The organism is Variovorax sp. LARHSF232 (assembly GCF_052871435.1).
Window position 1 is genome coordinate 359,826 of the sequence record NZ_JBIXJS010000003.1, and the last position, 25,491, is coordinate 385,316.

Consider the following 25,491-nt stretch of genomic DNA (forward strand, 5'->3'; position numbering starts at 1 on the left):
CTCATTCCTTGAGCGTGCGCAGCGCGTTCGTCACGTGCTCGGAGCGCGTGACGAAGCCGAAGCACTTCTTCACGTTGAAGATCGTCGCCTCGGTGCAGCAGGCCGGTGAGGTGGTGGCGCAGCAGTCCTCCAGCATCACGCAGCCATAGCCCAGGAAGTTGGCGTCCTGCAGCGAGCACATCACGCACTGGTCGGTGTTGACGCCCGCGAACAGCAGGCTGCGCACGCCCATGTTGCGCAGGATGCTGTCCAGCGGCGTGTCCCAGAAGCCGCTGATGCGGTACTTGTCGACGCAGATGTCGCCGGGCTGCTTCTCCAGCTCGTCGACCACCGCGGCGGCCCAGCTGTCTTTCTCCAGCACATGCGCGCCGTGGCCCGGCAGCGGCTCGCCCAGGCCGATGCCCACGCCATGGGGCTTGTACAGGTGCAGCTGGTTGGGCGGCATGTTCATCAGGTCCGGCCGGTTGCCCCAGTTCACCCAGATCACGGGCACGCCGGCCGCACGCAGTTCGGGCATCAGCCGCTGCAGCGGACCGATGGGGGCGCGGTCGGGCGTGTAGTCCACGCCCAGGTGGTCGACCCAGCCCCGCTCGGCGCAGAAGTCGTTCTGCATGTCGATCACCACCAGCGCGCTGCGGCGCAGGTCGATGGTGAGGGTTTGCGGTTCGGCATGAAAGGTCAGCGGCAGTGGCGCCGGGGCCGGCGCCGCCATGTCCACATGCGATGCGTTGACGCGCCATTTGTAGACGGGCCCCGAGCCCAGCTCGAACGACTGCTCGCTGGCGGCCTGCGACGTAAGGGATGCGATCGTGCTCATGGTTGCTGTCTCCGGCGTTGAAGTTGTGATTGCAATGGCGGTCCTAGCCGCCCCGCCTGAACGCCAGCGTGAGTGCGGCCGGCTGGCGGCTGGTGCCGACGAAGCCGGCCACCGCGAACAGCGCCAGCACGTAAGGGAGCATCAGCAGCAGCGCCACGGGCACGTCCAGCTTGAGCGTGGGCACCAGGAACTGCAGCGCGGTCGCGAAGCCGAAGAGCAGACAGGCGGCCAGCGTCTTCCACGGATTCCAGCCGCCGAAGATCACGGCCGTGATCGCCAGGTAGCCCGCGCCCTTGGTCATGCCCTCGGTGAAGGTGTTGCTGTCGGCCACCGACATGAAAGCGCCGCCCAGCCCGGCCAGCGCGCCGGCATACAGCACGCCCAGGTAACGGGTGCGCGTCACATTGATGCCGGCCTGGTCGGCCGCACGCGGATCCTCGCCGACCGCGCGCACCGCCAGGCCAAAGGACGTGTACTTCAGCAGGGCCCAGGTGGCCAGCACCAGCGCGAACGCGACGTAGGTGAGCCCGGTCTGGTTGAACAGCGCCGGCCCGATCACCGGGATCTCGCTCAGCCCCGGCACCGCCACTTTGCCGAAGCCCGGAATGGTGTCGCGCGACAGCGGCCCGAAGATCTCGCGGTAGAGAAAGGTGGTGGCCCCCAGCGCGAGGATGTTGAAGCCGATGCCCACCACCAGCTGGTTGGCGCGCAAGCTCACGCTGAGAATGGCCTGGAAGAAGGCAAACACCAGGCTGGCCAGCACGCCCACCAGCAGCCCCACCATGGGCGACTTGGTGAGCCATGCCGCCAGCGCCGCGGCGAAAGCAGCGGTGAGCATCATGCCGTCCAGGCTCAGGTTGAGCACGCCGGCGCGCTGGCTCAGCAGCTCGCCCGTACCGGCCAGCAGGATGGGCATGGCCAGGCGCAAGCCCGAGCCGATGAACACGGCGAGTTGGTCTTCGGTCATCTTCTTCCCGCTTTCTTGTCGACCAGCCAGGTGGACCCGGCCACCGCGATCACGATCAGGGCCTGGCAGATCAGCACCACGGCGGCCGGCACCTGCGCGCTGATCTCCATGGCGATGCTTCCCGAGCGCAGGAAGCCGAACAGCAGCGCGCCCACCACCACGCCCAGCGGCGAGCCGCGCGACAGCAGGCCCACCACCAGCCCGTCGAAGCCGTAGCCTGAGGAGAACTCGCTGGTCAGGTAGTGGTTCTGCCCCTGGATCAACACCGCGCCGGCCAGGCCGCCCAGCCCGCCGGCCGCGGCCATCGCCAGCACCACCAGCCGGCCCGTCTGGATGCCGGCGCGGCGCGAGGCCATGTCGTTCAGGCCCACCGCGCGCAGCTTCAGCCCGAAGGCGCTGCGCTTGAGCAGCACCCACACCACCACCACCGCGGCCACGAACAGCAGCAGCCCGATGTGCAGCGGCGAGGTCGGGTCGGCGGGGAACAGCATGGGCAGCTGGGTCTGCACAGCGATCTCCGCAGACTCGGGCAGCGACGACACCTCGGTCATCGGCTTGCGCAAAAGGCGCACCGACTCGACCGACCAGTACACCACCGGCAGCGCGATGAAGGTGAGCAGCAGCGTGGTGATCACCTCGTTGGTGCCGCGCCAGGACTTGAGCCAACCGGCCACGCCGCCCCACAGCGCGCCGGCCGCGGCGCCCGCCAGCAGCGGCAGCACGAAGGCCAGGCCGAAGGGCAGCGCCGCCGCGCCGTGCAGCGCGACGGCGGTGGCGATCATCCCGCCGATCGCGAGCTGGCCTTCGCCGCCCACGTTGGTCAGGTTGGCCCGGTTCGCAAAGATGAAGCCCAGCCCCACGAAGCCGAGGCTGATCGCGCGGTTGACCGAGGCGCCGATGTTGTAGCTGCTGCCGGCCATGCCGTCCCAGAAGGCTTCCATCGAGTCGGCCACCGAGCTGCCCGTGCTGGCGATGATGATGAGGCCGACGAGCAGCGCCGCCACGGTCGCAACCACCGGAACGGCGATCTTGAGCAGGGTGCCCGGACCCAGGCTGCGCGGGCTGACTGGCGACTGGATGGGCTGCATCGCCAGGGTGCCTGATTGCCTATTCATGTGCGTGTCCGGACATCATTGAGCCGATGGCTTCGCGGTTGGCCGCGGTGGCTTCCATTTCGCCGACGATCCGGCCGCGGTACATCACGGCGACCCGGTCGGAGACGGCAATCAGTTCATTGAGTTCGCTGGAGATCAGCAGCACGCCCAGCCCCTTGTCGCGCGCCGCCTGGATGCGGCCGTACACCGCTTCGACCGCGCTCACGTCCAGCCCGCGGGTGGGCTGCGCCGCCAAGAGCAGCTTCAGCGGCGACAGCGTGAGCTCGCGCGCCAGCACCGCCTTCTGCTGGTTGCCGCCCGAGAGGCTGGACATGGGCGCATCGGCATGGCTCGCGCGCACGTCGAACTCGCGCATCAGCGCCGTCGCTGCCTTCCTCATCGCTGCGCGGTCGAGCAGGCCGAAGCGGCTGAAGCGCCGGGTGGCGCCCAGGAACATGTTCTCGGCGATGCTCAGCTCCGACACGACGGCCACCGCATGGCGGTCTTCCGGCACGATGCCGACGCCGCAGGCGGTGATGTCCTTGGGCGTCGCTGCTGTCAGGTCGGTGCCGTCCACGACGATGCTGCCCTCGCTGGCGCGGGCCAGCCCGGCCAGGATTGCGCCCAGTTCGCTCTGCCCGTTGCCCTCGACGCCGGCGATGCCGACCACCTCGCCCGGCCGCACCTTGAGCGAGACCTCGTCCAGACGCGTGACGCCGCCCGCGTCGCGGTAGCTCACGCCCTTGAGCTCGAGCGCCGGTGTGCCGGCAGCGGCGGCGGCCGCGGGCTGCGGCGCCGGCGGCGCGCGACCCTCGGCCGGCGCATCGGCCAGGCCGAGCGTCGCGGCGAGCACGCCACCACCGCTCTGGATCTCGTGGCCGATCATCGAGCGCACCAGCGCGCGCATGTCGGCCCCCGCCATCGGCACGGTCTCGATCACGGTGCCTTGGCGCAGCACCGTCGTGCGGTCGGCCACCTTGGCGATCTCGGCCAGCTTGTGCGTCACCAGGATCACGGCGCGCCCGTCGTCGGCCACGCGGCGGCACACGGCCAGGAAGGAATCCACCTCGCCCGGCGGCAGCACCGCGGTGGGCTCGTCGAGCACCAGCAGCTTCGGGTCGCCCAGCAGGCACTTGATGATCTCCACTTGCTGGCGCTCGCCCACCGACAGTTCGCGCACCACGCGCCAGGGGTCGATCTCCAGCTTGTATTCGTTGGCCAGGCGCTTCATGCGCGCCACCACCTGCGATGCATCGAGGATGGGCCCGGTGCGGCCCATCATCAGGTTCTCGACCACCGTCATCGTGCCCACCAGGCTGAAGTGCTGATGGACCATGCCGATGCCCTGGCGCAGCGCGTCGGCCGGCCCGTCCGGCGCGAAGGGCATGCCGCCAAAGGCGATGCGGCCCGCGTCGGGGCGGTGCACGCCGAAGATCAGGTTGCACAGCGTCGATTTGCCGGCCCCGTTCTCGCCGAGCAGGCAGTGCACCTCGCCGCGTTCGACGTCGAGGGTGATGTCGGTCAGGGCGGCAACTGCGCCGAAGCGCTTGCACACGCCTGCAAGTTCGAGCAGCGCCACGGCGTCAGCCCGTCAGCCGATGGCGACCTTGATCTTGCCCGCCAGGAGGTCCTGCTGGATCTCCTTGATCTTGGCGGCTATCTGGGGCGTGCCGCCGCCGCACACTTCCATGCCCGCCGAGCTTGGCCCCATCGCCAGGCCGAACTGCTTGTACTCGGGCTTCCAGGTGCCGGCCATGAACTGGTCGATGGCGTACTCGACCATGAAGCCGATGCCGCTGACCGTGTAGGCCGCGTAGAGTGGGTTGGCGTCGGCGCAGTAGTTGGCGTAGCTGCCGATCAGCCGGGTGCTCTTCTCGCGCGCTGCCTGTTCCATGCCGCGGATGCCCAGGTTCAGGATGTTGTAGTGCACGTCCGCGCCCTGCGCAATGGCCGCCAGCGTGGCCTCCTTGGCCTTGGCCACGTCGTCGAAGTCACCGGTGTAGGCATCGAAGTACTTGATGTCGGGCCGCACGTAGCGCGCGCCGTTGCCGAACTCCTTGCCCGTGTTCACGATGGCCGGGATCTCCATGCCGCCGACGTAGCTCACGGCGCCGTTCTTCGACAGCATGGCCGCCACGGCGCCGGCCACGAAGCCGATCTGCGCCTGCAGCACGTCGTACTGCGCCACGTTGTCGGTGGGCGTGCCGGTCGGCCCGACGATGGAGAACTTGACCTTGGGGAAGCGCTTGGCGACTTTCAGCACCGAGGCCTGGGTCTGTCCGCCGCAGCCGATGACCAGGTCGTTCTTGGAAGCCAGCGCCACCAGCGCCTGCTCCATGTCGCCGAACTTCACGTTCTCGATGTAGGTGATCTTGGCCTTGCCGTCGTAGCGCTTCTGCGCGGCCTTCACGCCGTTGTAGCCCGACTCCATCCAGCCGTGGTCGGACTTGGAGCCCGGAATCAGCACGCCGATGCGCGGCGCATCGGCGGCCCAGGCGCTGGCCCCCAGGCCCCATTGCAGCGAGAACACGCCGGCCGAGGCCGCGCTTCGCGTCAGGAAGAGTCTGCGATCGATGCTCATGTCCTTGTCTCCTGTTGATCTCTTGAAGCGTTCTGCATGACGGGCCCTTCATTCGCGCCCGCTGCGGCCTGCAATCGGCTGGCATGGATGACATCGCTTTTGGATGGCGATGTCTATGCGCCTCGGACGCATGTGGACTATCCGTTCGATGAATGTTGGTGCGGCTTGGCCGCTCGGGCTTCCCCACTATTTCGCGCGTCAATGTGGCGCATCAGCCCCCGCTTCTCGACACGGGTCGGAGCGCTTCCTACATTGATTCGCGAAGATATGAGGGAAAGGAAATCACCATGACCCTGAACAAGGACTATCTGCGCATGGCCGTCGGCCTGGCGCGCAACAACGTGCTCGAGCACGCGGGCCGCCCCTTCGGCGCGGTGCTCGTGAAGGACGGCGAGATCCTGGCCACCGGCGTCAACGAAATCCTGGCCACCCACGATCCGTCGACGCACGCCGAGATGCAGGCGATCCGCGCGGCCACGGCGGCGCAGAAGAATCCGCGCCTGGACGGGTGCGAAATGTATGCCAGCGGCCAGCCCTGCCCCATGTGCCTGTCGCTCATGCACATGGTCGGCATCAAGGCGGCGTACTTCGCCGCCTCGAACGCGGATGCCGAAGCCTACGGCTTGTCGACGGCGCGCATCTACGCCGAAATGGCCAAGCCCATCGAGCAGCAGTCGGTTCTGATGTCGTACGTGCCGGTGGAGGACGAGGGAGAGAGCCCGTACGCGGCATGGCAGGAGGCCGCGCGCAAGCAGGGCTGAGCTTGAGTGTTGACAATCGCATGCGCCCCACGTGCATCGCGCCATGCACCAACTGGAATTTCCTCCGTATGTCCAAGCCCGTTTTTGCCCCATTGGCGCCCGTGGCGCACCATGGCCGCTTTCACTACCAGGCCATCAACCGGCGCCCCGACTACGCATGGCCGAACGGCGCGCGGCTGGCTGTGTACCTGGGTTTCAACCTCGAGCATTTCGCCTTTGGCGAGGGCCTGGGCGCCAACATCGGTCCGGCGCATCCGCATCCCGACGTGCTCAACTATTCTTGGCGCGAGTACGGCAACCGGGTCGGCGCTTGGCGGTGCCTCGAACTGTTCGACAGCCTGGGCCTGCCGGCCGCCACCCTGCTCAACACCGCCCTGTACGACCACTGCCCCGAATTGGTGGCCGCCTGCGTGGCACGCGGCGACGAGCTGGTGGGCCACGGCCACAGCAACTCGGTGCGCCAGGCCGATCTGAGTGAAGCCGATGAAGCTGCGCTGCTGGCCGCCTGCCGCGACCGCATCCAGAAAGAAAGCGGCGTGCATCCGGCCGGCTGGCTCTCGCCCTGGATTTCGGAGAGCCACGCCACGCCGGACCTGCTGGCCGAAGCCGGCTACCGCTACACGCTCAACTGGGCGCACGACGACCAGCCCGTGCCCATGCGCGCACGCGGGGGCGCCACGCTGTGGTCGATTCCGTACCCGCAGGAGCTCAACGACATCCCGATGATCATCGCGCGGCAAATGGACGCGAAGGACTTCGCCCAGATGGTGATCGACAACACCGACGAGATGCTGCAGCAGTCGCGCGCCCAGCCGCTGGTCATGGGCCTGGCCTTGCACCCCTACATCGTGGGCCAGCCCTACCGGCTGCGGCACCTGCGGCGCGCGCTGGAGCACCTGGCGCGGCTGCGCGATGCCGGCCAGGTGTGGTTCACCACCCCCGGCGCGATTTGCAACCACGTGGTGCAGGCGCCGGGACTTGCGCCTTGACTCGGTGTGCAAAACATCACGCTCTAAGCCGAAACCTTTTCCAAACCTCCCCTCAATTGAGGAGATCCAGACCGCTTGCATTTACTTACATTGGCGCGCTGAGGAAAGCATGTGCATTGGCTCACAAGCACACTCAGCCAAAAGGATCGTCGCCATGGCAAGACGCAAGAAGACCGGCACCTTCGACGACCTGATCGAACTGGTTTCCATGTTTCCGTGGTGGGCAGGCGTACTGCTGGCCCCGATCACTTTCGTTCTGGCACGGGCTTGGGCCGCGCATCAGCAGGCGGCCATGGCGGCCAGCCCGAGCGCTGCGTCGGGCATCCTCTACATGCTTGCAACGCTGGCGCAATATGCCGTGCCACTGGCATGCGTGCTCGGCGCGTGTGTCTCGGCACTGCGCCGCCACCGGCGCACGACCCTGGCCGACAACGTGGCCGCCGCTGCAGCGGCCGATGCCTTGCAGGGTATGAGCTGGCGCGAGTTCGAACTGCTGGTGGGCGAAGGCTTTCGGCAGAAGGGCTATCAGGTCGAGGAACTGGGCGGCGCGGGCGCCGACGGCGGTGTCGATCTGGTCCTGCGCAAGGCCCGCGAGAAGTACCTGGTGCAGTGCAAGCAATGGCGCGCCCACAGGGTCGGCGTGATCGTCGTGCGCGAGTTGTATGGCCTGATGGCCGCGGTCGGCGCGGCGGGCGGCTTTGTCGTGACGTCGGGCCGCTTCACGCCAGAAGCGCGGGCGTTTGCGAAGGGGCGCAATGTCGAGCTGCTGGACGGCGATGCGCTGTTTGAACTGATACGCGCGGGGCGGCGGGGCGCGGCCGCCGTGTTCCCGACTGTGAGGCCCGGCGAGGAGCTCGTGGCGACTACGGAGGTCACGGCGCCGGTCTGCCCTCGGTGCCTGGGCCCGATGGTTCGGCGGGTGGCCAGGAAAGGGGCGAACGTGGGCGAGGCGTTCTGGGGCTGTGCAGTTTTTCCGAAATGTCGGGGAACGATGTGAGATGCAGGCACCCCACTCTTGCGAAGTTTCGCTGCAGCGTGGACATTGGACGGGGTGCCACGGACAACGCCACGTACAAGGATCGATGCAAAACGGATGAGCCCCATACTTCGCACCTGGACCTTCTGGATCCACACCGCGCTGCGCGAGGAGTGCCGCCTGCACCTCGAGGCGACCAAGCTGCCCGAGTTGCGAGTTCAGCCCGGCAACCGCCGGGCGGCAGCCGTTTTTCGGGATCTGGACGATGGGACGACCGAGGTCGTCGTCATGTCGGTCTGGGATTCCATGGCCAGCATCGAGGCCTTCACGGGCAAGGTGCCGCTCGCGCCCACGATCGACCCCAACGATCGCCCCAAGCTATTCGATCACGAGCCGCAGGTGCGGCACTATCCCATGCGATCGCTGGACGATGTGCCGGCGGAGCTGTTGCTGCGCGCGTTCAACCCCTGAGTGGCCGCCAACGGCGCCTACAGAGCGCCGCACAGCGCCACCGCGTAGGTGGCATCGCCCCGGGTGTCGAAGCCCTGCTTGGCCGGAAGCCGCAGGTCGACCACCCCGCCAGATGGGCCGCTGCGCTCGCTGTTGGCAAAGCGGCGCACCACGCCTTTGAGGGTCATGTCCACCGTCTGGTGCGCGGCGCGAGGGCGCACCACGATGTCTCGAATTCGGTTGTGGTCGTGCCGCACAAGCGCCTGGTGATCGCCTTCCACCACGCACAGCGTGCCTTCCTCGGTCTTCAGCACGTTCTGGAAGCGCTTCCAGACCGCCGCGACGGAGGGCTTGATGGCGCCCAGCTCGCAGCCGCACTGGCTTGCAAAGTCCGCCAGCTCGGCCTGCAGCTCAGACGAGATGCAGGACACCAACTGGTCGCCTTCCGGCGAGGGCTCGGCGAAGAAGAAGCACACGGAGCGCGAGTCGCCGCTGTACAGCTGCTCGTAGTGGGCGCGGGCATACGCATAGCGGCTGTCCGGGTCGACCCATGCAGGCGACCAGGGCAGGACGAAGTATTGGGCTTCCGTCGGACCCACGATCCAGACCAGCGGGCGCCGGGCGGGCGATTCCAGCATCCAGGCCTGCAGCGCGGCCATGGCAGCCGGCCGTTCTCCCCCGAAGTATTGGAAGCTTGCCTTGCGGGAAACCTTGGGCCGGCCCCACGAGCGCTGCACCTCGCAAGCGATCAAGGCACCGGGCGCCAGGTGCACGCGAATCTCGGCCCCGCTCAGAAGTTTCGGAAGTCCCATGCCCCGATTGAACCGGGTTTCGGCGCTGGGGAAAGCTCACAAAGTTGATAGGTCCGCGACGGCGCGCGGCACGGCAAGCTAGGAGCCCGGGCTCCTAGTTGAGCAGCCCCGCGAGCAGGGCTTGCACCACGGCGGCTGTCTTGTTGGCGGCCTTCATCTTGTAAACCACGTTCTTGATGTGAAAGTTCACCGTCGGCACCGAAATCGCCAGGATCGCACCGATGTCGGCAGCCGTCTTGCCGTCCGCGGTCCACTTCAGCACCTCGATCTCGCGCGGCGTGAGGGGGGCCTCGGGCTGTACCGCATAGCGCGGCTTCATCAGGCGGGACAGCGCCAGGTGCGCCGCCTGCACCAGCCACCGCATTTCGCTCTCCTTGGCCGCGAGCTCCCGGGCGTCGAGCTGCTCCCCCGATCGCGAAAGCGTGAGCATGCCGCCGACCCCGAAGCCGTCCAGGCTCGACTGGGCCCAGCCGACCCGCAGGCCATGGTCGCGCGCCTCGTCCCACAGCGCTCGAGCAGAGGCGAACACTTCGTCCGTCCACACCAGCGGCCGCTGGCTGCGCTGCCCGTGCCGCACGCTGGGGTCAACTTGCAAGTAGCCGGCTTCCGAGTAGCGCGCCTGCCATGCAGGGGGGTAGTTGTTGAGCGTGATGACCTTGGGGTTGGACACCGGTACGGCCAGGCGCAAGCCATAGGCACAGTGCTCGAAGCCGAGCCGGAAGGCCTCCGCCTGCAGCGCGTCGAACACCACCTTTTCACTGGGTGCGCGGTCGAGCGCCGTCAGCAGGTTCTCAGAGGAGGGCTGCATGGAGGCCGACCTGCGTTCGGGCGCGTGACGTCAGGAGATCATGGTTTGGCATCGCAGGCTCGGTGTGGCGTCGCCGCCCTGATCGTGAACGAATGTCACCTTAAACCTTAAATCTACATGAAACACACCAACCTGACTGCAGATTCGACGTCGGCCTGCCGACTGAAAAAGACCAGCCGGCGTGACGATTTCCGCAGAAAGCGTCGCGACCTGCGTCGCTAGCGTTGGCGCCAACACACATCGTCAAGAGAAGGGACAGCGTATGAGAACAATGTCACCGGATGGCTACCTGCGGCTGAAGACGCAGGACCTGGGCCGCATCCCGCTGCGGCACCTGATCTCCAGCATCGACGAAGAGGCCGCCGGTCAGGAACCGCGCTGCGGCGCCGCTGTGACCGTGTCGGGGTATACGGAATGGGTCAGTCCGGCCGAGCCTGCGCTGAGCATCGGCTGGGACTGGGAATGGAAAGCCCTGCCTGGCGCGGCCGGCGTGGTTCGCCTGGGCCTTCCGCGCACCAACATCCTCGTCGTTTCCGATGCCAGCGTGCCCTTGCCCTGGGAGGAAAGCCTGCAGGTCCTGGCCTGTCTCATCGATGTCATCGACTGGCAGCGCGCCGCGCTGGACGCGGCCTTTCGCGCAGGCGCCGGGGCGACCTACAAGAACTGATAGTTCCGCAGGCACGGCCTGGGCGTTGAAATGTCTCGATACAACCCCGGGACTAAACAAATGGAAGTACTCGCCGGCCGGCCTCATGAACTTGCGCCCCAGTTGCTCGAGAGCGTCGAGCGCTACCGCTACAAGGTCTTCGTCGAAATGCTGGGCTGGGCGCTGGACACGCCCCCCGGCCTGGAGCGCGACCAGTTCGACCATGGAGGTACGCTTTATCTGGCCGCACGCGATGCGCACCAGCAGGTGGTGGGCACCGCGCGTCTGCTTCCGACCACCAGCCCCTACCTTCTGGGCGACGTTTTCCCGCAGCTGATGGGCGGCGCGGCGCCGCCGAAGGACCCGCTGGTGTGGGAGCTGTCGCGATTCGCGGCCGTCGACTTCACCGCACCCAACGGAGGTGCGCTCGGACAGTTTTCCTCGCCGGTCGCGGTCGGGCTGTTGGAGAAGGCGATTGAAATGGCGGCAGAGCAGGGTGCGCAGCGGCTGATCACGGTGTCGCCACTGGGCATCGAGCGGCTGCTGCGGCGCGAGGGCTTTCGCGCGCACCGTGCTGCGCCACCGCTGATCATCGATGGTCACCCAATCTTCGCGTGCTGGATCGAGGTCGCCCCGCGCTGCCCGCCGGTGCCGCGCTGCCTGAACTGAGCTGCACCTGACGCCGACTCCAGGCGTCGAAACTCACCTACGCAAGAAGGCTCCGGATTTCCGTGCGCAGATGGCGCGCCTGCCCTATCTTTCGGGGCTGCGTCAAAAGGAGCCGCGAGCGTCTTCGCCTGCTCCGCCATCTGTCTGCTCTGCAGTGGAGCCTGCGCGATGAAACTTCGATTCCTGAAGCCGAACGATGTCCCGCTGGCCAGTGCCGATGTTTCGTTGATCGAATCGTTGCGCAGTGAGCTGCTGCAGCGTCCTGGCATGGTGGAGGAGAGCGACTTCGGCGCTGCCGACGCCCTCGTGATCCACGAGCCCTGGGCCTTCAGGGAGTGGCGCTACATCGACAAGCTGATCGCCGACCCGGTGATCGGCCGCTTCTCCCACAAGGTGTACACCGTCAACGGCGACGATGCTGCCGCCGGTTTGCTGCGCGGGGTTTACAGCTGCCTGCCAAGGAATCGATTCGATGCCACGCTGCACGCGGCAGCGCCGTTTCTCGAACAACCGAACGAGCAAGTGCTGGCCCATGCCGGCATGCGCCGCGCGCCTGCGACCCATCTTGGCACCTGGCGGGGCAATCCCAAATCCAATCGCAGGGTGCGGGAGCGATTGCTGAACACCTTTTCCGGCTCGTCGAACTTCAAGGTCGAAGCCACCCAGAGCTGGCTGAATCACGGCGCCGACGAGAAGCTGCATTACGTGCGGCTCGTGCGTTCCGGCAAGTTCTCGCTGTGTCCCGGCGGATGGGCGGCCGCTTCAATGCGGATTTTCGAAAGCATGGCACTGGGCGTGGCGCCGGTCATCATTGCCGACGAGTTCGTCGAGCCGGCAGGTCCCGACTGGCAGGCCTGTTCGCTGCGCGTCAGGGAGGCCGACCTGCCATCGCTCGAGTCCATCCTCCAGCTACACGCCGGGCGTCACGAGACCATGGGCGCCCATGCCTACGAAGCCTGGTGCAGGTACTTTCACCCGAGCCGCCTGATCGCGTATTACGCCGACGCGCTGCTTCGCTGCATGCGCGCGAATGCCGGAGCGGGCTCCCCGAAGTCGGACGTCGAACGGTGGCGTTCGCGCCGGACGTACAAGGCCAACGGGTGGACGGTGCCGCAGCGCGTGTCCAACCGGCTCAACAGGCTGCTGCATTGCTAGGAGGGCCGCGCCGCAAATCCATGACGAGTTGAGGGGTATCGCTTGGTGCCCAGGGTCCAGAAAGTTCATCCTGTGCAGTTGCCGCTAGCTGATGCGCGCTGGCCAGGAGAGGAACATGACTGCAGATGCGGTTCAGGTGGTCGTAGTCGACGACGCCAAGGACGAAGCTGACCTGCTGGCGGCGTTGCTCCAGGTCAACGGGTATGAAGTGCGCACGGCCGGTACAGCCGAAGAAGCGCTAGCGCTCATCGAGCGCTCCAAGCCGCACTGCGTGCTGTTCGATGTGCGCATGCCCGGCATGGGCGGGGAAGAGTTGTGCCGCCAATTGCGCGATCACCACGGCGACGACATCGTCCTGATCGCGGTAAGCAGCTACAACGATGAGCGGATCACCGCCACCTTTGCCATGGCGGATCACTTCTTTGCCAAGCCCATGGATTGCGCTTCGCTCATGGCGGTGTTAGCACCCGTGAAATGAGCGCGCCGCTTGCGCAAGACCAGCGCTTTCAACTGCTGGTCAACGCGATCACGGACGATGCGCGATCTACATGCTTGATCCGGCAGGCCGCGCCACCCACTGGAGCGCAGGCGCAGAGTTGATCAAGGGCTAGGCCGAGCACGAGATCGTCGGCCAGCATTTCTCCCGTTTCTCGAAGTCGGACACACCGTCACCCGCGCAGCCAATGCCGGCGAAGTTGCGTTGACGAGCGGCTACAGCCATGTGCTGAAGAACAGCGAGGGACGCCACGACTTCGAGCTGCTTCAGAAGCCCTACTCCATCCAGGAGTTGGAGAGCTTCCTGAGCCGGATCCCGCCGCGGGAGCGGTAGGGCGTCCCCGCCGAGGTATCGGCGCGGACGGCGGGGAGCCCTTGGCCCAGCGGGTCGCGCTCCAGACCTGCTGCCTCGGCCAAAAATGAAACCCAAAGATAACGTTCTTGCCGGAAAGTGTGCAATTTGTTGCAACTAAAGCATTCATTTAGAGGGTTGAGTACTTTCACGTAACGTTTTGTGTGAATTGTTTCCTGTGTAATTGAATACCAAGGTCTTAACTTCAAAAGTATTCAATTTCCCGTCTCGGCGGGGCAGGAGCAACACCATGAATCGCATTTTCAAGCTCGTTTGGAACGCATCGAAGGGCCAGTGGGCCGCGACCTCCGAACTGGCAAAGGGCAGCGCCCCCGCCACGGCGACTTCGAAGGGGCTTCAGGCCGGGGTGGCCCTGGCGCTCCTGGCCTTCGCCGGCGCCGCCTCGGCGGCGAACTGCGGCAACGACAAGGATGTGGGCAACGCGAACTGCGGGGCTCCGGCTCCGGCTCCAGCCCCGGCTCCAGCTCCAGCTCCAGCTCCAGCTCCGGCTCCGGCTCCGGCTCCGGCTCCGGCTCCGGCTCCGGCTCCGGCTCCGGCCCCGGCCCCGGCTCCAGCGCCAGCGCCAGCTCCGGCTCCGGCTCCAGCGCCAGCTCCAGCGCCAGCTCCGGCTCCGGCTCCGGCCCCGGCTCCAGCGCCAGCTCCGGCTCCGGCTCCGGCTCCGGCCCCGGCTCCAGCGCCAGCGCCGGCCCCGGCCCCGGCCCCGGCCCCTGCACCCGCACCCGCACCGTCGGCAGCAGCGCCAGCCGAAGAGCCGACCAAGAACGCGGGCCCCGCGACCGCCGAAGCAACGAGCGCTCAGACCGAAGCCCAAGCGCCCCTGGCCGCGCCTGCGCCTGCGGCGCCGACCTATCAGAACGAGGCGCCCCTCTTCGCTGCGCTTCCCGCGCAAGTGCGCCAGGGCGATCTGGCGATGATTGGCAACCTGCATCGCCGCGCCGGCGACACCGGGCCGGCACGGGGCGCCTGGGCCCGCGCCATCTACGCCGATCTGGACATCCGCCAAAGCGGCAGCGCCGCGCCCGACAGCCAGGGCCATGTGAGTGGCCTGCAGGTCGGCAGCGACTTCCTGGTGGCCGGCAACTGGCGTGTCGGGGCCTTCGTCGGTGCGCTGGACGGCAATGTGGACGTCAGCGGCAACCTGCAGGGCAGCTTCGGCAGGGTCGGCAACAACGATCTGCGCTCGACCTACCTCGGCGCCTATGCAACCTGGCTGGACGCGAGCGGCTGGTACGCCGATGCCGTGCTGCAAGCGGGCAGCCACCGCTACGACGTGAGCCCCGACACCGGCCCGCAGGCGTCCAGCAAGGCAAGGAGCTACTCGGCATCGCTCGAGGTCGGCAAGTCCTTCGCGCTGACGCAGACCTGGAGCATCGAGCCGCAAGCGCAGCTGATCCGCCAAAGCACGAGCTTCGACGACGTGCAGATCGCCGGCGCGCGCGTCCAGCAAGACGCCGAGGGCGGCTGGATCGGCCGCCTCGGCCTGCGCATCAAGGGCGACTTCTCCACCTCGGCTGGCCGCCTGCAACCCTATGCACGCGTCAACGTGTACCGCGCGGATTCGGGCGCCGACCTGGTGAGCTTCGTCGGTCCCGCCGGCACGGCCCGCATCTCCAGCGCGAGCGGCTACACCTCGACGGAAGTGGCGGCTGGCTTCTCGCTGTCGTTGACGCCCGCCACGATGCTTTATGGCGAGCTGGGGCGGCTGTTCAGCGGCGGCAGTGGCAACGACGCCCAGGTGAAGTCGTCGGTGCAAGGCTCGCTGGGCGTGCGCGTGGCTTGGTGAGTCAGGCGGCGAGGGCGCCGCGCCGGCTTCTGAACGCCGTCGGCGACATGCCATGCCGCTCGCGAAAAGCGCGGTTGAAGGGGCCGATCGAACCGAAGCCGGCCTCCAGCGCCAGCGTGAGGATCGGTCGCCTGTCGCAGGCCGGGTCGGCCAGGCGCAACTCCACCTCGCGCAGCCGGTGCGCGTTCACGAAGGCAGGGAAGTTGCGAAATCCCAGGCGCCGGTTGATCAGTTCGCGCAGCCGATATTCCGGCAGGCCCAAACGCATGGCGAGCCCTGCGACGCTCAACTCGGGCTCACGATAGACGCGCTCCCGGCGCATCAGGACGTCGAGGCGCTCGAGCCACAGGGCTTCGTCGTCGACGGCGATGCCGGCCGGCGCTGCTTCGGCGGGCGCCGCGGGTGCTTCGCCGCCACCACCGGGCGCATCGCGCGGCTCCTCACCGAACAGGGTCTCGACGGCTGTTGTCCGGAAGCCGAGCATGAGTATCAGCGCCACCGCCAGCGCCAACCCGATGGCCGCGACATTCCAGGCATCCAGCCACAGCGGCGCGCGGGCGCCGCGAAGCCAGAGTTCGACGGCGAGGATCGCCAGGCCATGAGCGCCGATGTAGGCGAGCAGCCAGCCGCGCAGGCGGCGCCGGCCGGCGACCAAGTCTTGCGCGCCGCTGCGCCAGAGCCGCCACAGGCCGGCGGCCACGAAGCCCACGGCGATCGCCTTTTGCAGCGCATGCGGGCCGTCGCCCGACAGGGAGACTTCGGCGCCGGCCGGCCGGCTCAGCAGCCCCGCCGCGACCATGACGGCGGCCGCCGCCCAGGCCGGCCAGGGGACGTCGACCCGGTCGTCGAAGGCACTGCGTACCAGCCACCAGAAGGCCAGCGGAAAGAGTAGGGCGCCCAGCGACAGCGGCAGCAGCAACCCGACGGGCCAGCCCCGGGCCTGTGGCGCCGAACGCAGGAGGTAGCTCGCGAGGCAGGCCAGCAGGGGCAGCAACGCGAACTGCGCCCGGCGCGGCAAGCCGACCAAGCCGGCCAGCATCAGTGCCAGGGCCAGGCCGACGGCCGTGAAGCGCAATGCGAGTGTCGGATCGTCCGCCATGGTTTCTCTCGACAAGATGCTTGGTCTGGCGCGGCAAGTCTCTCCGAATCCTGCGAAATCGCGGCGATTCGAAGAATCGGCCAGGGGCGGCGGGCAATCGGCGCGACGCGCCGGAGCCCCGCTTCTAGTGTGGCGCATCCATCACAGACAGGAGCGACCAAATGCCCGACATCAGTCCCACTTGCCCATTCGCCTTCGCGCTGCAGGCCTGGCCGGCCATCTGGCTGGGCGATCTGCTGCGCTACCTCGTGCCGGCGTCTTTCGCCGCGCTGCTGATCGCCGGGCTCCCGCTGGCTTGGCGCCGGCGCCGCCAAGTCCGGGCCCGCGGACCGTTGCCGGGCCAACGCTGGCGCGAGTTCGGCTACTCCATGGTCACCGTGCTGATCTTCTCGGCCAACGGCGCGTTGATCGGCGCCGGCGCGAAGGCCGGCGTGCTGCGGCTGTACATCGATTTCGCCAGGCACGGCTGGCCCTACGCGGTCGCCAGCCTGGCCGTGCTGGTGGTGGCGCACGACGCCTGGTTCTACTGGACGCATCGGCTGTTGCACCAGCGCTGGCTGTTCCGCTGGACGCACCACACGCACCACCGCTCGCTGGCGCCAACGCCTTGGGCGGCCTACAGCTTCGCGCCGGCCGAGGCCGTCGTGCAGGCGGTCTTCCTGAGCGCGATGCTGCTGGTGCTGCCGCTGCACCCGGCGGTGATCCTCGCGTTTCTCACGCACATGATCGTGCGCAACGTGCTCGGCCACGCGGGCCTCGAGCTGATGCCGCGCACCTGGCTTGGCGGCTGGTGGGGCCGCTGGCTCACCACCACCCTGCACCACGACATGCACCATGCATTCGGCCGCTGCAACTATGGCCTGTACTTCACCTGGTGGGACCGCCTTTGCCGTACCGAGCACCCGGCCTATCGCGAGCGCTTGCGCCAGGTCGTCGAGCGAATGGGCGGCGCCTCCGCTTCGAAAGAAGTCCCGCGCGGGGCCTGAGGCTGATCACTCGAGAACCGCATCCGCCGTGGCGAGCCGCGCCTGCGGCACGGTGATGCCGAGCGCCTTGGCCGCCCGCTTGTCGATCACCAGCTCGAGCTTGGTGGCCTGCTCGAAGGCCATGGTGGCGGGCTGTTCGCCCTTGAGGATCCGGTCGACCAGGGCCGCCGCGCGCCTGAACATCGCGGGAAAGTCCGATTGGTAGGACGCCAGGCCGCCGCCGGTCAGGAAGTCCCGCCCACCCCACACCGAGGGCATGCGCCGGTCGAGGCAGAGCTGATTGAGCCGAACCCGGTGCGTGTAGCTGTTGTTGTCGGCCAGCACCACCAGGCCGTCGATGCCGTCGCGTGCCATGGCGGCGAAGACGCCATCGAACTCGGCCGGCTCGCGCGCGTGGTACATGCGGATCTGCACGCCGAGCGTGCGTTCCCAATCGGGAATCACGCCGGACAAACCCCCGCGCAGGCCTGCGTCAGGATTGGCCAGGATGGCGATCCGGCGCGCATGGGGAACGAACTCGCGCACCAGCTGCACCCGCTTGGCCACCAGGCCGCCCGCGTGGCCGCTGATGCCGGTGATGTTGCCGCCCGGCCGCGCCATGGTCTGTGCCAGTCCCATGTGGACCGGGTCGTCGACGCCGGCGGTCACCACGGGGACGGTGCGCGTCGCGTCCTTGGCAGTCATGGCGGGAGCCGGGAAGGCCGCCACCAGGACATCGAGGTCGAGCCGCAGCAATTCGTCGGCCAGACCCCGCAGGCGCGCATGCGTCCCCTCGGCCGAGCGGATCTCAAGGACCAGGTTGCGGCCTTCGATGTACCCGAGCCTGCGCAACTCTTGTCTGAAGGGCTCGAGGAGGCCCTGCTGCATGTTCTGGTCGAGGGATGGCTCGACCAGGAAGCCGATCCGCGCCACGCGGCCGGTGATCTGGGCCCCGGCGATTCGCGGCATCGCCAGCAGCAATGCAAAAGAAGGCGCCGCAACGCAAAGCGTCCGGCGACCCGTCGGGCTGCATTGCCCATCAGCGCCGTGCACGTTGTCCGCGTGTCGCCAATCTGGAATCATGGTCGTCCCCGATGCTCGCCGGCAGGACTTCAGGCCGGATGACGCTACGCTCGCGCCATCCCAAGGTCAAGCGCAACAATTCAACCGCCTCCGCATTCGCTTGCGGCGGCATCTACTCAGGAAGCCTTCGTGACGCGTGCTGCCGGTGAAGTCGATGACGACCTCCTGCTCAAGGTCTCGCCCCCTCGGGTGCCACGCCACCTGGTGTCGCGCGCCCGCCTGCTGACGGAAGAGGCATCGATTCGGGGCGTTGCGGCCATCCTGGTGCAGGCGCCAGCCGGCTTCGGCAAGACCTCGCTCCTGGCCCAGTGGCGGCTCGAGCATCTGGCGCGCGGCGCGGTGGTGGCCTGGGTGTCGGCCCAGCCGCAGGACGATCCGCAGCGGCTGGCGCAAAGCCTGGCGCTTTCCGTGCGGCGCGCCTCCGGGCGGCCGACCTTCGGCCACACCTTGCTCGAGGCGGTCGGGCCCGGCGGCCTGGAAGGCATCACCGTGTGGCTGGCCGAGATCGCGCAGTCGGCGCTGGACGTGGTGCTGATCGTGGACGAGGCCGACCGCCTGGCGCCGCACGCGCGCGAAGCCCTGGGCTACCTGCTGCGCAACGCGCCGCCCAACCTCAGCGCAATCGTCGCCGCGCGCACCGACTGCCGGCTCGACATCGACGACCTCATCGCCTATGGCCAGTGCGTCGTCGTCGGACCGGGCCACCTGCGCTTCCGGTTGGAGGAAACGCTGGAACTGGTGCGCGGGCGCGTGGGCAACCGCGTCAACGCCGACATCGCGGCCCGCCTGCACGAGCTGACCGAAGGCTGGCCGCTCGGGCTGCAGCTGGCACTGGCCATCATTTCGCGCGGCGCCGATGCCCACGCCGATGTCGCCAGCATGGCCGCGCTGGACGGCGAGCTGCACGAGCATTTCGTCAAGCTGCTGCTGGCCAACCTGGACCCGGGCGACGGCGACTTCCTGATCCGCATCTCGATCCTCGACCATTTGCACCCGCAGCTGTGCCGCGCCGTCACGCAGCAGGACGACGCCATCGAAAGGCTGGCCCGCCTGGGCCGCGACACCCCGGTGTTCGCCGCTGCCGAGCGGGGCGACTGGCTGCGCATGCACACGCTGTCGCGCGATGTGCTGCGCAAGCTGTTTTCGGCGTTGCCGGCGCAGCAGCAATCCGAGGCGCACAGTCGCGCCTCCGAATGGCTGGCCGAGCATGGGCTGCTCGAATATGCGGCGCGGCATGCGCTCACGGCCGGCCAGCGCCAGAAGGCCTATGGGCTTGCCGAGCGCAGCCTTTACGAATCGATCATGCGGCACGGCCGCCAAGGCGCGGTGCTGGATTGGCTGGGCGAGCTTCCCGCCGACGAGCTGGACCGGCGGCCGCGACTGTTGTTCGCCGCGGCCTGGACCCTGGCGGTCAGCGAGCGCCACGACGAGGCCCAGCGCCTGGTGGCGCGCATCCTGGCGCAGCGCGAGGTGAGCGAGGAGCTGCGCTGTGAATGCGCGCTCATCCTGGGCGGCGCCGCGGTGTTCGCCGACGACCCCGACCGGTTTGCCGAGCTGTACGACCCTTGGTCGGATGCGGCGCCGCTGCACGACCCGATGCTGCTGCGCGTGCATGCCAACCGCAGCGCCTACCGCGCGCTGATCGAAGGCGAGCCGGCCCTGGCCCGGCTGCGCGAGCAGCAGGCGCCGCGCGGCGACTTCGGCCGTGGCGTGGGCTATACCGCGCGCTGGGGCGAGTTCGTCGTTGGGCTCAGCTACATCTGGGAGGGCCAGTTCCTCCTGGCCGACAAGCTGCTGCGCCCGGCGGTGGCCAGCGCCGACGCCGACCTGGGACGCCGCAACCCCTTCAGCTGCATGCTGGCGGCCCTGCTCGCCGCCGCCGCCTGGGAATGCGATCGCCCGGACGACGCAGCGGCCCTGCTGGCCGACCGGCTCGACATCCTCGAGCGCAGCGGCATGCCCGAGGCGCTGCTGCTGGCCTACCGCACCCGGGCGAGGATCGCAGCGGCAGCCGGGGCCGAGCACCAGGCGCTGGAGCTGCTGTCGGCGCTCGATGCAGTCGGCGCGGCCCGCGGCCTGCCGCGCCTGCGCATCGCCAGCCTGAGCGAGCAGGCACGCATGCATGCGGCGCGCTATCGGGCGGCCAGCTGCCGCGAACTGTGCGAGCGCATCGACACGCTGCTGCAGGACGACGCCCTGCCGCAAGGGCGCCTGTGGCGGCGCGGCGTGCAGCTGCTGCGCGACGTGGCTCGCGGCTATGCCGCCATTGCCGCCAAGGACTGGCGCGGCGCGCTGGCCCCGCTGGCGCTTGCCGACGAGACGGCCCGCGCGCTCAAGCAGGGACGCCTGCACATCGAGCTGTTGGGCCTGCATGCCTTTGCGCTCGACCAATGCGGCGAGGACGCGCAAGCGCGCCTGCGCGAAGCGGTGGACCTGGCCGACGCCTACGGCCTGCGCCGGGTGTTCGCCGACGCCCATCCCGACCTGGGCGCGTGGGTGCGCGAGGCCGCGGCGCAGCAGCAAGCGCCGCGCGCCGAGCAGAAGAGCCCTGCGCCGAAGCTCGTGGCGCCCGCCCGTCCGATTGCGGAGGCGGTGCGTGCATCGGCGGCTACGCCTTACGGCATGGTGCTCACGCCGAAGGAGCGCGAGGTGCTGGAGCTGCTGGCGCGCAACCTGTCGAACAAGGAGATCGGGCGTGCGCTGCAGGTGGGCGAGACCACCGTCAAGTGGCACGTGAAGAACCTGTTCGCGAAGCTCGACGCGGGGACGCGCAAGCAGGTCGTTCAGCGGGCGCGCATTCTTGGGTTGATCAAGGCGGCTGACTGATTTTCTGACGCTCCTTTTGGGCGTGGTTGGTTCTCTCGGACCAGCGCGTCCGAGTATTTCTGAAGGCCCGGCCCCTGCTGCAAGGAGGGGGCATCAACGGCCCCTTCTTCCTATTCTTCGTCCTGCACCCGCCGCCAAGCAACAACCGGCGGGGCAACACGGAGACAACGGAGACCATGAATTCCGCAACCCAATCGAGCATCCAGGTCGAACCGCTGACCTGCGCCATCGGCGCGCAACTGCGCAACGTGCACCTGGGCGCGGCCTCGCGTGATCCCGAGCTGGTGGCGCAGATCCGCGCCCTGCTGCTGCGGCACAAGGTGCTGTTCTTTCGCGATCAGGACATCACCCGCGCCGAGCACGTGGCATTCGCCCGCCACTTCGGCGAGCTGGAAGATCATCCGGTGGTCGGCAGCGACCCCGAGCATCCCGGCCTGGTGCGCATCTACAAGAACCCCGAGACGCCCAACGACCGCTACGAGAACGCCTGGCACTGCGATGCCACCTGGCGCGAGAAGCCGCCCTTCGGCTGCGTGCTGCGCTGCGTGGAGTGCCCGCCGGTCGGCGGCGACACCATGTGGACCAACATGGCGCTGGCCTACGACAGGCTGCCCCAGTACATCAAGGACCAGATCGCGCCGCTGCGCGCCCGTCACAGCATCGAGGCCAGCTTCGGCGCGGCCATGCCGATCGAGAAGCGGTTGGCGCTCCATGCGCAGTTCCCAGATGCCGAGCACCCGGTGGTGCGCACCCATCCGGAGACGGGCGAGAAGGTCCTGTTCGTCAACGGCTTCACCACCCACTTCACCAACTTCCACACGCCTGCCAACGTGCGCTATGGCCAGGATTGCAATCCGGGCGCCGCGATGCTGCTGGCCTACCTGGTGAGCCAGGCGGCGATCCCCGAATACCAGGTGCGCTGGCGCTGGCAGCCGGGCGACGTGGCGATGTGGGACAACCGTTCCACCCAGCACTACGCAGTGATGGACTACCCGCCCTGCCACCGAAAGATGGAGCGCGCCGGCATCGTCGGCGAAGCGACCTTCTGATCGGCCCCCTTTCTTCCCATTCCCCATCCCACGAGGTCTTCACCATGAACTTTCTCGACGGCGCCCTCTACCCTGAAAACCAGCAACCCCTGATCATCACGGCCGCGCCCTATGCGCCGTCGTGGGTGCCCTCCGACTTTCCCGAGGACATCCCGGTCACCATCGACCAGCAGATCCAGAAGGCGGTCGACTGCTACAACGCCGGCGCCACCGTGCTGCACCTGCACGTGCGCGAGCTCGACGGCAAAGGCAGCAAGCGCCTGTCCAAGTTCAACGAGCTGATCGCGGGCGTGCGCAACGCGGTGCCCGAGATGATCATCCAGGTGGGCGGCTCCATCAGCTTCGCGCCGGAATCCGAGGGCGCGGCCGCCAAGTGGCTAAGTGACGACACGCGCCACATGCTGGCCGAGCTCGATCCCAAGCCCGATCAGGTCACGGTGACCATCAACACCTCGCAGATGAACGTGGTCGAGCACTGGGAGTACGAGGACTACAAGGGCACCTCGATGGAAGACCCGGCCGTCTTCAACGCCTACAAGGAAATGACGGTGCCGGCCCAGCCCGGCTGGGCCGAGGAGCACATCCGCCGCCTGAACGAGGCCGGCATCCAGAGCGCCTTCCAGTGCTACAACATCAACAGCTTCGAATCGGTCGAGCGCTTGATGCGCCGCGGCGTCTACAAGGGCCCGCTGGTGATGAACTGGGTGGCCATCAGCGGCGGCATGGACGCGCCCAACATCTACAACCTGGCCAACTTCGTGCGCGCCACGCCGGACGGCGCCGTGCTGACGGTGGAAAGCTCGATGCGCAACGTGCTGCCGGTCAACATGATGGGCATCGCCATGGGCCTGCACGTGCGCTGCGGCATCGAGGACAACCTGTGGAACCAGGCCCGCACGAAGAAGATGGGCACGGTGGAGCAGATCGAGCAGCTGGTGCGCATCTCGCGCGAGTTCGGCCGCGAGGTGGCCACAGCCAGCCAAGCGCGCGAGATCAGCAAGATCGGCGTGTTCTACGACACGGTGGAAGAGTCGCTTCTGGCCAATGGCTTCGCGCCCAACCGCAACGGAGGCCACCAGGGCTTCCTGCGCAAGGCGGCCTGAACCATGGACGCGCAGAAAGAACCCTCCACGCCCATCTGCGACGCCATGCGCGCCGCGGGCCAATGGAACCGCAACTGGCAGCCCATGGCAGAGCTCGACGCAGAGTGGACGGAGAAGTTCATGGCCATGGTCAGCGCGCCGCTGAACTCCGGCGTGCTCGACCCCAAGACCTTCGAGCTGCTGGCGATCGCCGTCGATGCCTCGGTCACGCACATGTATGGCCCGGGCGTGCGGCGCCACATCCGCCGCGCTCTGGCCCTGGGGGTTCCCTCGGAGCAGATCGTGGCGGTGCTGCAGCTCACCAGCACGCTGGGCCTGCACACCATGAGCCTGGCGGCGCCGATCCTGGTGGAAGAAATGGAAAACCACCGGCGCGGTCTTTTCACCGAGGTGAGCGAAGGCTGATGGACATGAAGACTTCTGCAGCGTTGAAACTCTCGCGCCGTCGCGCCTGCCTGCTGGCGCTGACGTGCGCCGTGGCCTGGCCTGTGGCCCATGCCCAGCAGCAAAGCGCCTGGCCGAACCGGCCTATCCGGCTGCTCGTGCCGGCGCCGGCCGGCGGCGCCTCCGACATGATCGCGCGCACCATCGGCGAGAGCATCCGCTCGAGCACCGGCCAGACGGTGGTGGTCGATAACAAGCCGGGGGCCGGCGGCATCCTGGCGGTGGAGGCCATGCTGTCCGCGCCGCGCGACGGCTACACCTTCGTGCTGTCGCCCAACTCGCTGGTGACCGAAGGGCCGTACAGCTACAAGTTCCGTGTCGATCTGTTCAAGGACCTCGCGCCCGTCGCGGAGGTGGCGAAGGTCGCCCTGGTGCTGGTGGCCGACCCGAAGCTGCCGGTGCAGAACGTCAAGGAGATGGTGGCCTACGTCAAGGCGCACCCGGGCAAGACCACCTATGCCTCCTACAGCCCGGGATCACTCTCCCATATCAAGGGCATGCAGTTCAACAAGGCAGCCGGCCTCGACATGGAGCATGCCGGTTACAAGGGCTCGCCGCCCGCCTTGGTGGATTTGATGGGCGGCCAGGTGCAGTTCATGTTCGACGGCATGGGCACCTCGCTGCCCTTGATCAAGACCGGGAAGCTGCGTCCGCTGGCGGTGACCTCGCCGACGCGCTCGCCTTTTCTGCCGGACGTTCCGACCTTGGCCGAAGCGGGCTTCGCGAACCTGACGCAGACCATGGGAACGGGCGTCTGGTCCACCCCCGACGTGCCGGCCGACATCCGCGCCAGGTTCCGGGCCGAACTGCTGAAGGCCATCGCGACACCCTCGGTGCGCGAGCAGCTTCAGGCCCTTGGCATGGACACGGCCAGCACGAACCTGGGCGTCGAGGAATGGAGCCGGACGCTGAAGCAGGACTACGAGCGCACGGGCGAGAACCTGCAGTCGATCAACGACAAGCCATGACTGAAACCCCCACCATCCTGATCGTCCCCGGCCTGCGCGATCACGTCGACGCGCATTGGCAAACCCTGCTCGCAGCGCGCCTGCCGCGCGTGCGCACGGTGCCGCCGATGGGCCGCGAGGACCTCGATTGCGCCGCCCGCGTGGCGGCCATCGAGCGCGAGGCGCAAGCCATCGAAGGTCCCCTGCTGATCGTCGCGCACAGCGGCGGCGTGGTGATGGCGGTGCACTGGGCCCGGCAGACGCAGCGCAAGGTCCTGGGCGCGCTGCTGGCCACCCCGCCCGATTTCGAGCGCCCCATGCCGGACGGCTATCCGACCGTGGCGCAGCTGGATGTCAGCGGCTGGCTGCCGGTGCCGCGCGAGCGCCTGCCCTTTGCCAGCATCGTGGCCGCCAGCCGCAACGACCCGCTGGGCCAGTACGAGCGCATCACAGACATGGCGGGCAACTGGGGCAGCCTCTTGGTCGACCTGGGCGAAGTCGGCCACCTCAATCCGGCTTCGGGCTTCGGCCCCTGGCCGCGCGCCGAGCAGCTGATCGCCGACGTCGCGGCCATGGGCGCCGTGGCTGCCTGAGCCGCC

General features: G+C 68.0%; 26 protein-coding genes. 17 read left to right on the forward strand and 9 right to left on the reverse strand.

The features are described 5' to 3' along the window. Nucleotide 1 precedes the first annotated feature (1 nt). Genes ACIPRI_RS10500 through ACIPRI_RS10520 form a run of 5 tightly spaced genes read right to left on the reverse strand, consistent with a single transcriptional unit; the run spans nt 2 to nt 5,459 of the window. Entirely contained in the window at nt 2–817 is an 816-nt protein-coding gene (locus tag ACIPRI_RS10500; RefSeq protein ID WP_446621374.1) for a cysteine hydrolase family protein, read from the reverse strand. Nucleotides 818–860: 43 nt separating this feature from the next. Further along, nucleotides 861–1,784 carry an ABC transporter permease gene (locus ACIPRI_RS10505; protein ID WP_446621375.1) on the reverse strand — a complete coding sequence of 308 codons (924 nt, stop codon included), beginning with the start codon at nt 1,782–1,784 and terminating at the stop codon, nt 861–863. Beyond that, complete coding sequence (locus ACIPRI_RS10510) at nt 1,781–2,899, reverse strand: ABC transporter permease (RefSeq protein ID WP_446621376.1); 1,119 nt, start codon at nt 2,897–2,899, stop codon at nt 1,781–1,783. Before ACIPRI_RS10510 ends, ACIPRI_RS10505 begins: the two co-directional genes overlap by 4 nt. Continuing rightward, nucleotides 2,892–4,457 (reverse strand): ABC transporter ATP-binding protein, encoded by a 1,566-nt coding sequence (locus tag ACIPRI_RS10515; protein ID WP_446621377.1) that lies wholly within the window; start codon nt 4,455–4,457, stop codon nt 2,892–2,894. Before ACIPRI_RS10515 ends, ACIPRI_RS10510 begins: the two co-directional genes overlap by 8 nt. A 12-nt stretch (nt 4,458–4,469) precedes the next feature. Further along, a complete protein-coding gene (locus tag ACIPRI_RS10520; protein ID WP_446621378.1) occupies nt 4,470–5,459 on the reverse strand; it encodes a BMP family protein in 990 nt (329 codons plus the stop codon). Nucleotides 5,460–5,746: 287 nt separating this feature from the next. Here ACIPRI_RS10520 and ACIPRI_RS10525 point away from each other — a divergent pair, with 287 nt between their 5' ends. From ACIPRI_RS10525 to ACIPRI_RS10540, 4 genes are all read left to right on the forward strand, one after another. Then, a complete protein-coding gene (locus ACIPRI_RS10525; RefSeq protein ID WP_446621379.1) occupies nt 5,747–6,220 on the forward strand; it encodes a nucleoside deaminase in 474 nt (157 codons plus the stop codon). Between the two features lie 68 nt (nt 6,221–6,288). Then, nucleotides 6,289–7,209, forward strand: coding sequence for a polysaccharide deacetylase family protein (locus tag ACIPRI_RS10530; RefSeq protein WP_446621380.1), 921 nt, complete (start codon nt 6,289–6,291; stop codon nt 7,207–7,209). 154 nt (nt 7,210–7,363) lie between these two features. Further along, nucleotides 7,364–8,206, forward strand: coding sequence for a restriction endonuclease (locus tag ACIPRI_RS10535; RefSeq protein ID WP_446621381.1), 843 nt, complete (start codon nt 7,364–7,366; stop codon nt 8,204–8,206). A gap of 96 nt (nt 8,207–8,302) precedes the next feature. Further along, nucleotides 8,303–8,656, forward strand: a complete 354-nt coding sequence (locus ACIPRI_RS10540) for an antibiotic biosynthesis monooxygenase (protein WP_446621382.1) — start codon at nt 8,303–8,305, stop codon at nt 8,654–8,656. Between the two features lie 17 nt (nt 8,657–8,673). On the opposite strand, the gene ACIPRI_RS10545 is transcribed toward ACIPRI_RS10540, so the two are convergent. Together ACIPRI_RS10545 and ACIPRI_RS10550 are read right to left on the reverse strand one after the other, a co-directional pair. Continuing rightward, complete coding sequence (locus ACIPRI_RS10545) at nt 8,674–9,447, reverse strand: hypothetical protein (RefSeq protein ID WP_446621383.1); 774 nt, start codon at nt 9,445–9,447, stop codon at nt 8,674–8,676. Nucleotides 9,448–9,541: 94 nt separating this feature from the next. Then, nucleotides 9,542–10,255 carry an autoinducer binding domain-containing protein gene (locus ACIPRI_RS10550; protein ID WP_446621384.1) on the reverse strand — a complete coding sequence of 238 codons (714 nt, stop codon included), beginning with the start codon at nt 10,253–10,255 and terminating at the stop codon, nt 9,542–9,544. A 262-nt stretch (nt 10,256–10,517) separates the two neighbouring features. Here ACIPRI_RS10550 and ACIPRI_RS10555 point away from each other — a divergent pair, with 262 nt between their 5' ends. The 6 genes from ACIPRI_RS10555 (at nt 10,518) to ACIPRI_RS10580 (ending at nt 15,376) form a co-directional block, all read left to right on the forward strand. Next, a complete protein-coding gene (locus ACIPRI_RS10555) occupies nt 10,518–10,922 on the forward strand; it encodes a DUF4902 domain-containing protein (protein WP_446621385.1) in 405 nt (134 codons plus the stop codon). 60 nt (nt 10,923–10,982) lie between these two features. Then, nucleotides 10,983–11,570, forward strand: a complete 588-nt coding sequence (locus ACIPRI_RS10560; RefSeq protein ID WP_446621386.1) for an acyl-homoserine-lactone synthase — start codon at nt 10,983–10,985, stop codon at nt 11,568–11,570. A gap of 168 nt (nt 11,571–11,738) precedes the next feature. Continuing rightward, on the forward strand, nt 11,739–12,725 hold the full coding sequence (locus ACIPRI_RS10565) for an exostosin domain-containing protein (protein ID WP_446621387.1): 987 nt from the start codon (nt 11,739–11,741) through the stop codon (nt 12,723–12,725). 115 nt (nt 12,726–12,840) lie between these two features. Further along, nucleotides 12,841–13,203: a response regulator gene (locus ACIPRI_RS10570; protein ID WP_446621388.1), complete on the forward strand. Its 363-nt coding sequence runs from the start codon at nt 12,841–12,843 to the stop codon at nt 13,201–13,203. Between the two features lie 222 nt (nt 13,204–13,425). Beyond that, a complete protein-coding gene (locus tag ACIPRI_RS10575; RefSeq protein ID WP_446621389.1) occupies nt 13,426–13,554 on the forward strand; it encodes a hypothetical protein in 129 nt (42 codons plus the stop codon). 268 nt (nt 13,555–13,822) lie between these two features. Next, complete coding sequence (locus ACIPRI_RS10580; RefSeq protein WP_446621390.1) at nt 13,823–15,376, forward strand: autotransporter domain-containing protein; 1,554 nt, start codon at nt 13,823–13,825, stop codon at nt 15,374–15,376. A 1-nt stretch (nt 15,377) separates the two neighbouring features. On the opposite strand, the gene ACIPRI_RS10585 is transcribed toward ACIPRI_RS10580, so the two are convergent. Beyond that, nucleotides 15,378–16,475: a helix-turn-helix domain-containing protein gene (locus ACIPRI_RS10585; RefSeq protein ID WP_446621391.1), complete on the reverse strand. Its 1,098-nt coding sequence runs from the start codon at nt 16,473–16,475 to the stop codon at nt 15,378–15,380. Nucleotides 16,476–16,636: 161 nt separating this feature from the next. Between ACIPRI_RS10585 and ACIPRI_RS10590 the strand changes: the two genes are divergently transcribed. After that, complete coding sequence (locus ACIPRI_RS10590) at nt 16,637–17,461, forward strand: sterol desaturase family protein (RefSeq protein ID WP_446621392.1); 825 nt, start codon at nt 16,637–16,639, stop codon at nt 17,459–17,461. 6 nt (nt 17,462–17,467) lie between these two features. Here ACIPRI_RS10590 and ACIPRI_RS10595 read toward each other — a convergent pair whose 3' ends face one another. After that, nucleotides 17,468–18,409 carry an ABC transporter substrate-binding protein gene (locus tag ACIPRI_RS10595; protein ID WP_446621393.1) on the reverse strand — a complete coding sequence of 314 codons (942 nt, stop codon included), beginning with the start codon at nt 18,407–18,409 and terminating at the stop codon, nt 17,468–17,470. A 243-nt stretch (nt 18,410–18,652) separates the two neighbouring features. On the opposite strand from ACIPRI_RS10595, the gene ACIPRI_RS10600 reads away from it, so the two are divergent. The 6 genes from ACIPRI_RS10600 to ACIPRI_RS10625 all read left to right on the forward strand — a co-directional run bounded on the left by ACIPRI_RS10600 (nt 18,653) and on the right by ACIPRI_RS10625 (nt 25,485). Beyond that, entirely contained in the window at nt 18,653–21,349 is a 2,697-nt protein-coding gene (locus ACIPRI_RS10600) for a LuxR C-terminal-related transcriptional regulator (protein ID WP_446621394.1), read from the forward strand. Nucleotides 21,350–21,549: 200 nt separating this feature from the next. Then, nucleotides 21,550–22,398 carry a TauD/TfdA dioxygenase family protein gene (locus tag ACIPRI_RS10605; protein ID WP_446621702.1) on the forward strand — a complete coding sequence of 283 codons (849 nt, stop codon included), beginning with the start codon at nt 21,550–21,552 and terminating at the stop codon, nt 22,396–22,398. 44 nt (nt 22,399–22,442) lie between these two features. Continuing rightward, nucleotides 22,443–23,501, forward strand: a complete 1,059-nt coding sequence (locus ACIPRI_RS10610) for a 3-keto-5-aminohexanoate cleavage protein (protein WP_446621395.1) — start codon at nt 22,443–22,445, stop codon at nt 23,499–23,501. A 3-nt stretch (nt 23,502–23,504) separates the two neighbouring features. Beyond that, nucleotides 23,505–23,906: a carboxymuconolactone decarboxylase family protein gene (locus tag ACIPRI_RS10615; protein WP_446621396.1), complete on the forward strand. Its 402-nt coding sequence runs from the start codon at nt 23,505–23,507 to the stop codon at nt 23,904–23,906. A gap of 5 nt (nt 23,907–23,911) precedes the next feature. Next, nucleotides 23,912–24,913, forward strand: coding sequence for a Bug family tripartite tricarboxylate transporter substrate binding protein (locus ACIPRI_RS10620; RefSeq protein ID WP_446621397.1), 1,002 nt, complete (start codon nt 23,912–23,914; stop codon nt 24,911–24,913). Beyond that, nucleotides 24,910–25,485: an RBBP9/YdeN family alpha/beta hydrolase gene (locus ACIPRI_RS10625; RefSeq protein WP_446621398.1), complete on the forward strand. Its 576-nt coding sequence runs from the start codon at nt 24,910–24,912 to the stop codon at nt 25,483–25,485. The genes ACIPRI_RS10620 and ACIPRI_RS10625 overlap by 4 nt, the downstream gene beginning before the upstream one ends. The last annotated feature ends 6 nt before the right edge of the window (nt 25,486–25,491 follow it).

Excerpts from the sequence above, each read along its gene's own strand:
- ACIPRI_RS10500 (WP_446621374.1), bottom strand. The coding sequence starts at position 817 with ATGAGCACGATCGCATCCCTTACGTCGCAGGCCGCCAGCGAGCAGTCG.
- ACIPRI_RS10505 (WP_446621375.1), bottom strand. The coding sequence starts at position 1,784 with ATGACCGAAGACCAACTCGCCGTGTTCATCGGCTCGGGCTTGCGCCTG.
- ACIPRI_RS10510 (WP_446621376.1), bottom strand. The coding sequence starts at position 2,899 with ATGAATAGGCAATCAGGCACCCTGGCGATGCAGCCCATCCAGTCGCCA.
- ACIPRI_RS10520 (WP_446621378.1), bottom strand. The coding sequence starts at position 5,459 with ATGAGCATCGATCGCAGACTCTTCCTGACGCGAAGCGCGGCCTCGGCC.
- ACIPRI_RS10525 (WP_446621379.1), top strand. The coding sequence starts at position 5,747 with ATGACCCTGAACAAGGACTATCTGCGCATGGCCGTCGGCCTGGCGCGC.
- ACIPRI_RS10530 (WP_446621380.1), top strand. The coding sequence starts at position 6,289 with ATGTCCAAGCCCGTTTTTGCCCCATTGGCGCCCGTGGCGCACCATGGC.
- ACIPRI_RS10535 (WP_446621381.1), top strand. The coding sequence starts at position 7,364 with ATGGCAAGACGCAAGAAGACCGGCACCTTCGACGACCTGATCGAACTG.
- ACIPRI_RS10540 (WP_446621382.1), top strand. The coding sequence starts at position 8,303 with ATGAGCCCCATACTTCGCACCTGGACCTTCTGGATCCACACCGCGCTG.
- ACIPRI_RS10545 (WP_446621383.1), bottom strand. The coding sequence starts at position 9,447 with ATGGGACTTCCGAAACTTCTGAGCGGGGCCGAGATTCGCGTGCACCTG.
- ACIPRI_RS10550 (WP_446621384.1), bottom strand. The coding sequence starts at position 10,255 with ATGCAGCCCTCCTCTGAGAACCTGCTGACGGCGCTCGACCGCGCACCC.
- ACIPRI_RS10555 (WP_446621385.1), top strand. The coding sequence starts at position 10,518 with ATGAGAACAATGTCACCGGATGGCTACCTGCGGCTGAAGACGCAGGAC.
- ACIPRI_RS10560 (WP_446621386.1), top strand. The coding sequence starts at position 10,983 with ATGGAAGTACTCGCCGGCCGGCCTCATGAACTTGCGCCCCAGTTGCTC.
- ACIPRI_RS10565 (WP_446621387.1), top strand. The coding sequence starts at position 11,739 with ATGAAACTTCGATTCCTGAAGCCGAACGATGTCCCGCTGGCCAGTGCC.
- ACIPRI_RS10570 (WP_446621388.1), top strand. The coding sequence starts at position 12,841 with ATGACTGCAGATGCGGTTCAGGTGGTCGTAGTCGACGACGCCAAGGAC.
- ACIPRI_RS10580 (WP_446621390.1), top strand. The coding sequence starts at position 13,823 with ATGAATCGCATTTTCAAGCTCGTTTGGAACGCATCGAAGGGCCAGTGG.
- ACIPRI_RS10585 (WP_446621391.1), bottom strand. The coding sequence starts at position 16,475 with ATGGCGGACGATCCGACACTCGCATTGCGCTTCACGGCCGTCGGCCTG.
- ACIPRI_RS10590 (WP_446621392.1), top strand. The coding sequence starts at position 16,637 with ATGCCCGACATCAGTCCCACTTGCCCATTCGCCTTCGCGCTGCAGGCC.
- ACIPRI_RS10595 (WP_446621393.1), bottom strand. The coding sequence starts at position 18,409 with ATGCCGCGAATCGCCGGGGCCCAGATCACCGGCCGCGTGGCGCGGATC.
- ACIPRI_RS10610 (WP_446621395.1), top strand. The coding sequence starts at position 22,443 with ATGAACTTTCTCGACGGCGCCCTCTACCCTGAAAACCAGCAACCCCTG.
- ACIPRI_RS10615 (WP_446621396.1), top strand. The coding sequence starts at position 23,505 with ATGGACGCGCAGAAAGAACCCTCCACGCCCATCTGCGACGCCATGCGC.
- ACIPRI_RS10620 (WP_446621397.1), top strand. The coding sequence starts at position 23,912 with ATGAAGACTTCTGCAGCGTTGAAACTCTCGCGCCGTCGCGCCTGCCTG.
- ACIPRI_RS10625 (WP_446621398.1), top strand. The coding sequence starts at position 24,910 with ATGACTGAAACCCCCACCATCCTGATCGTCCCCGGCCTGCGCGATCAC.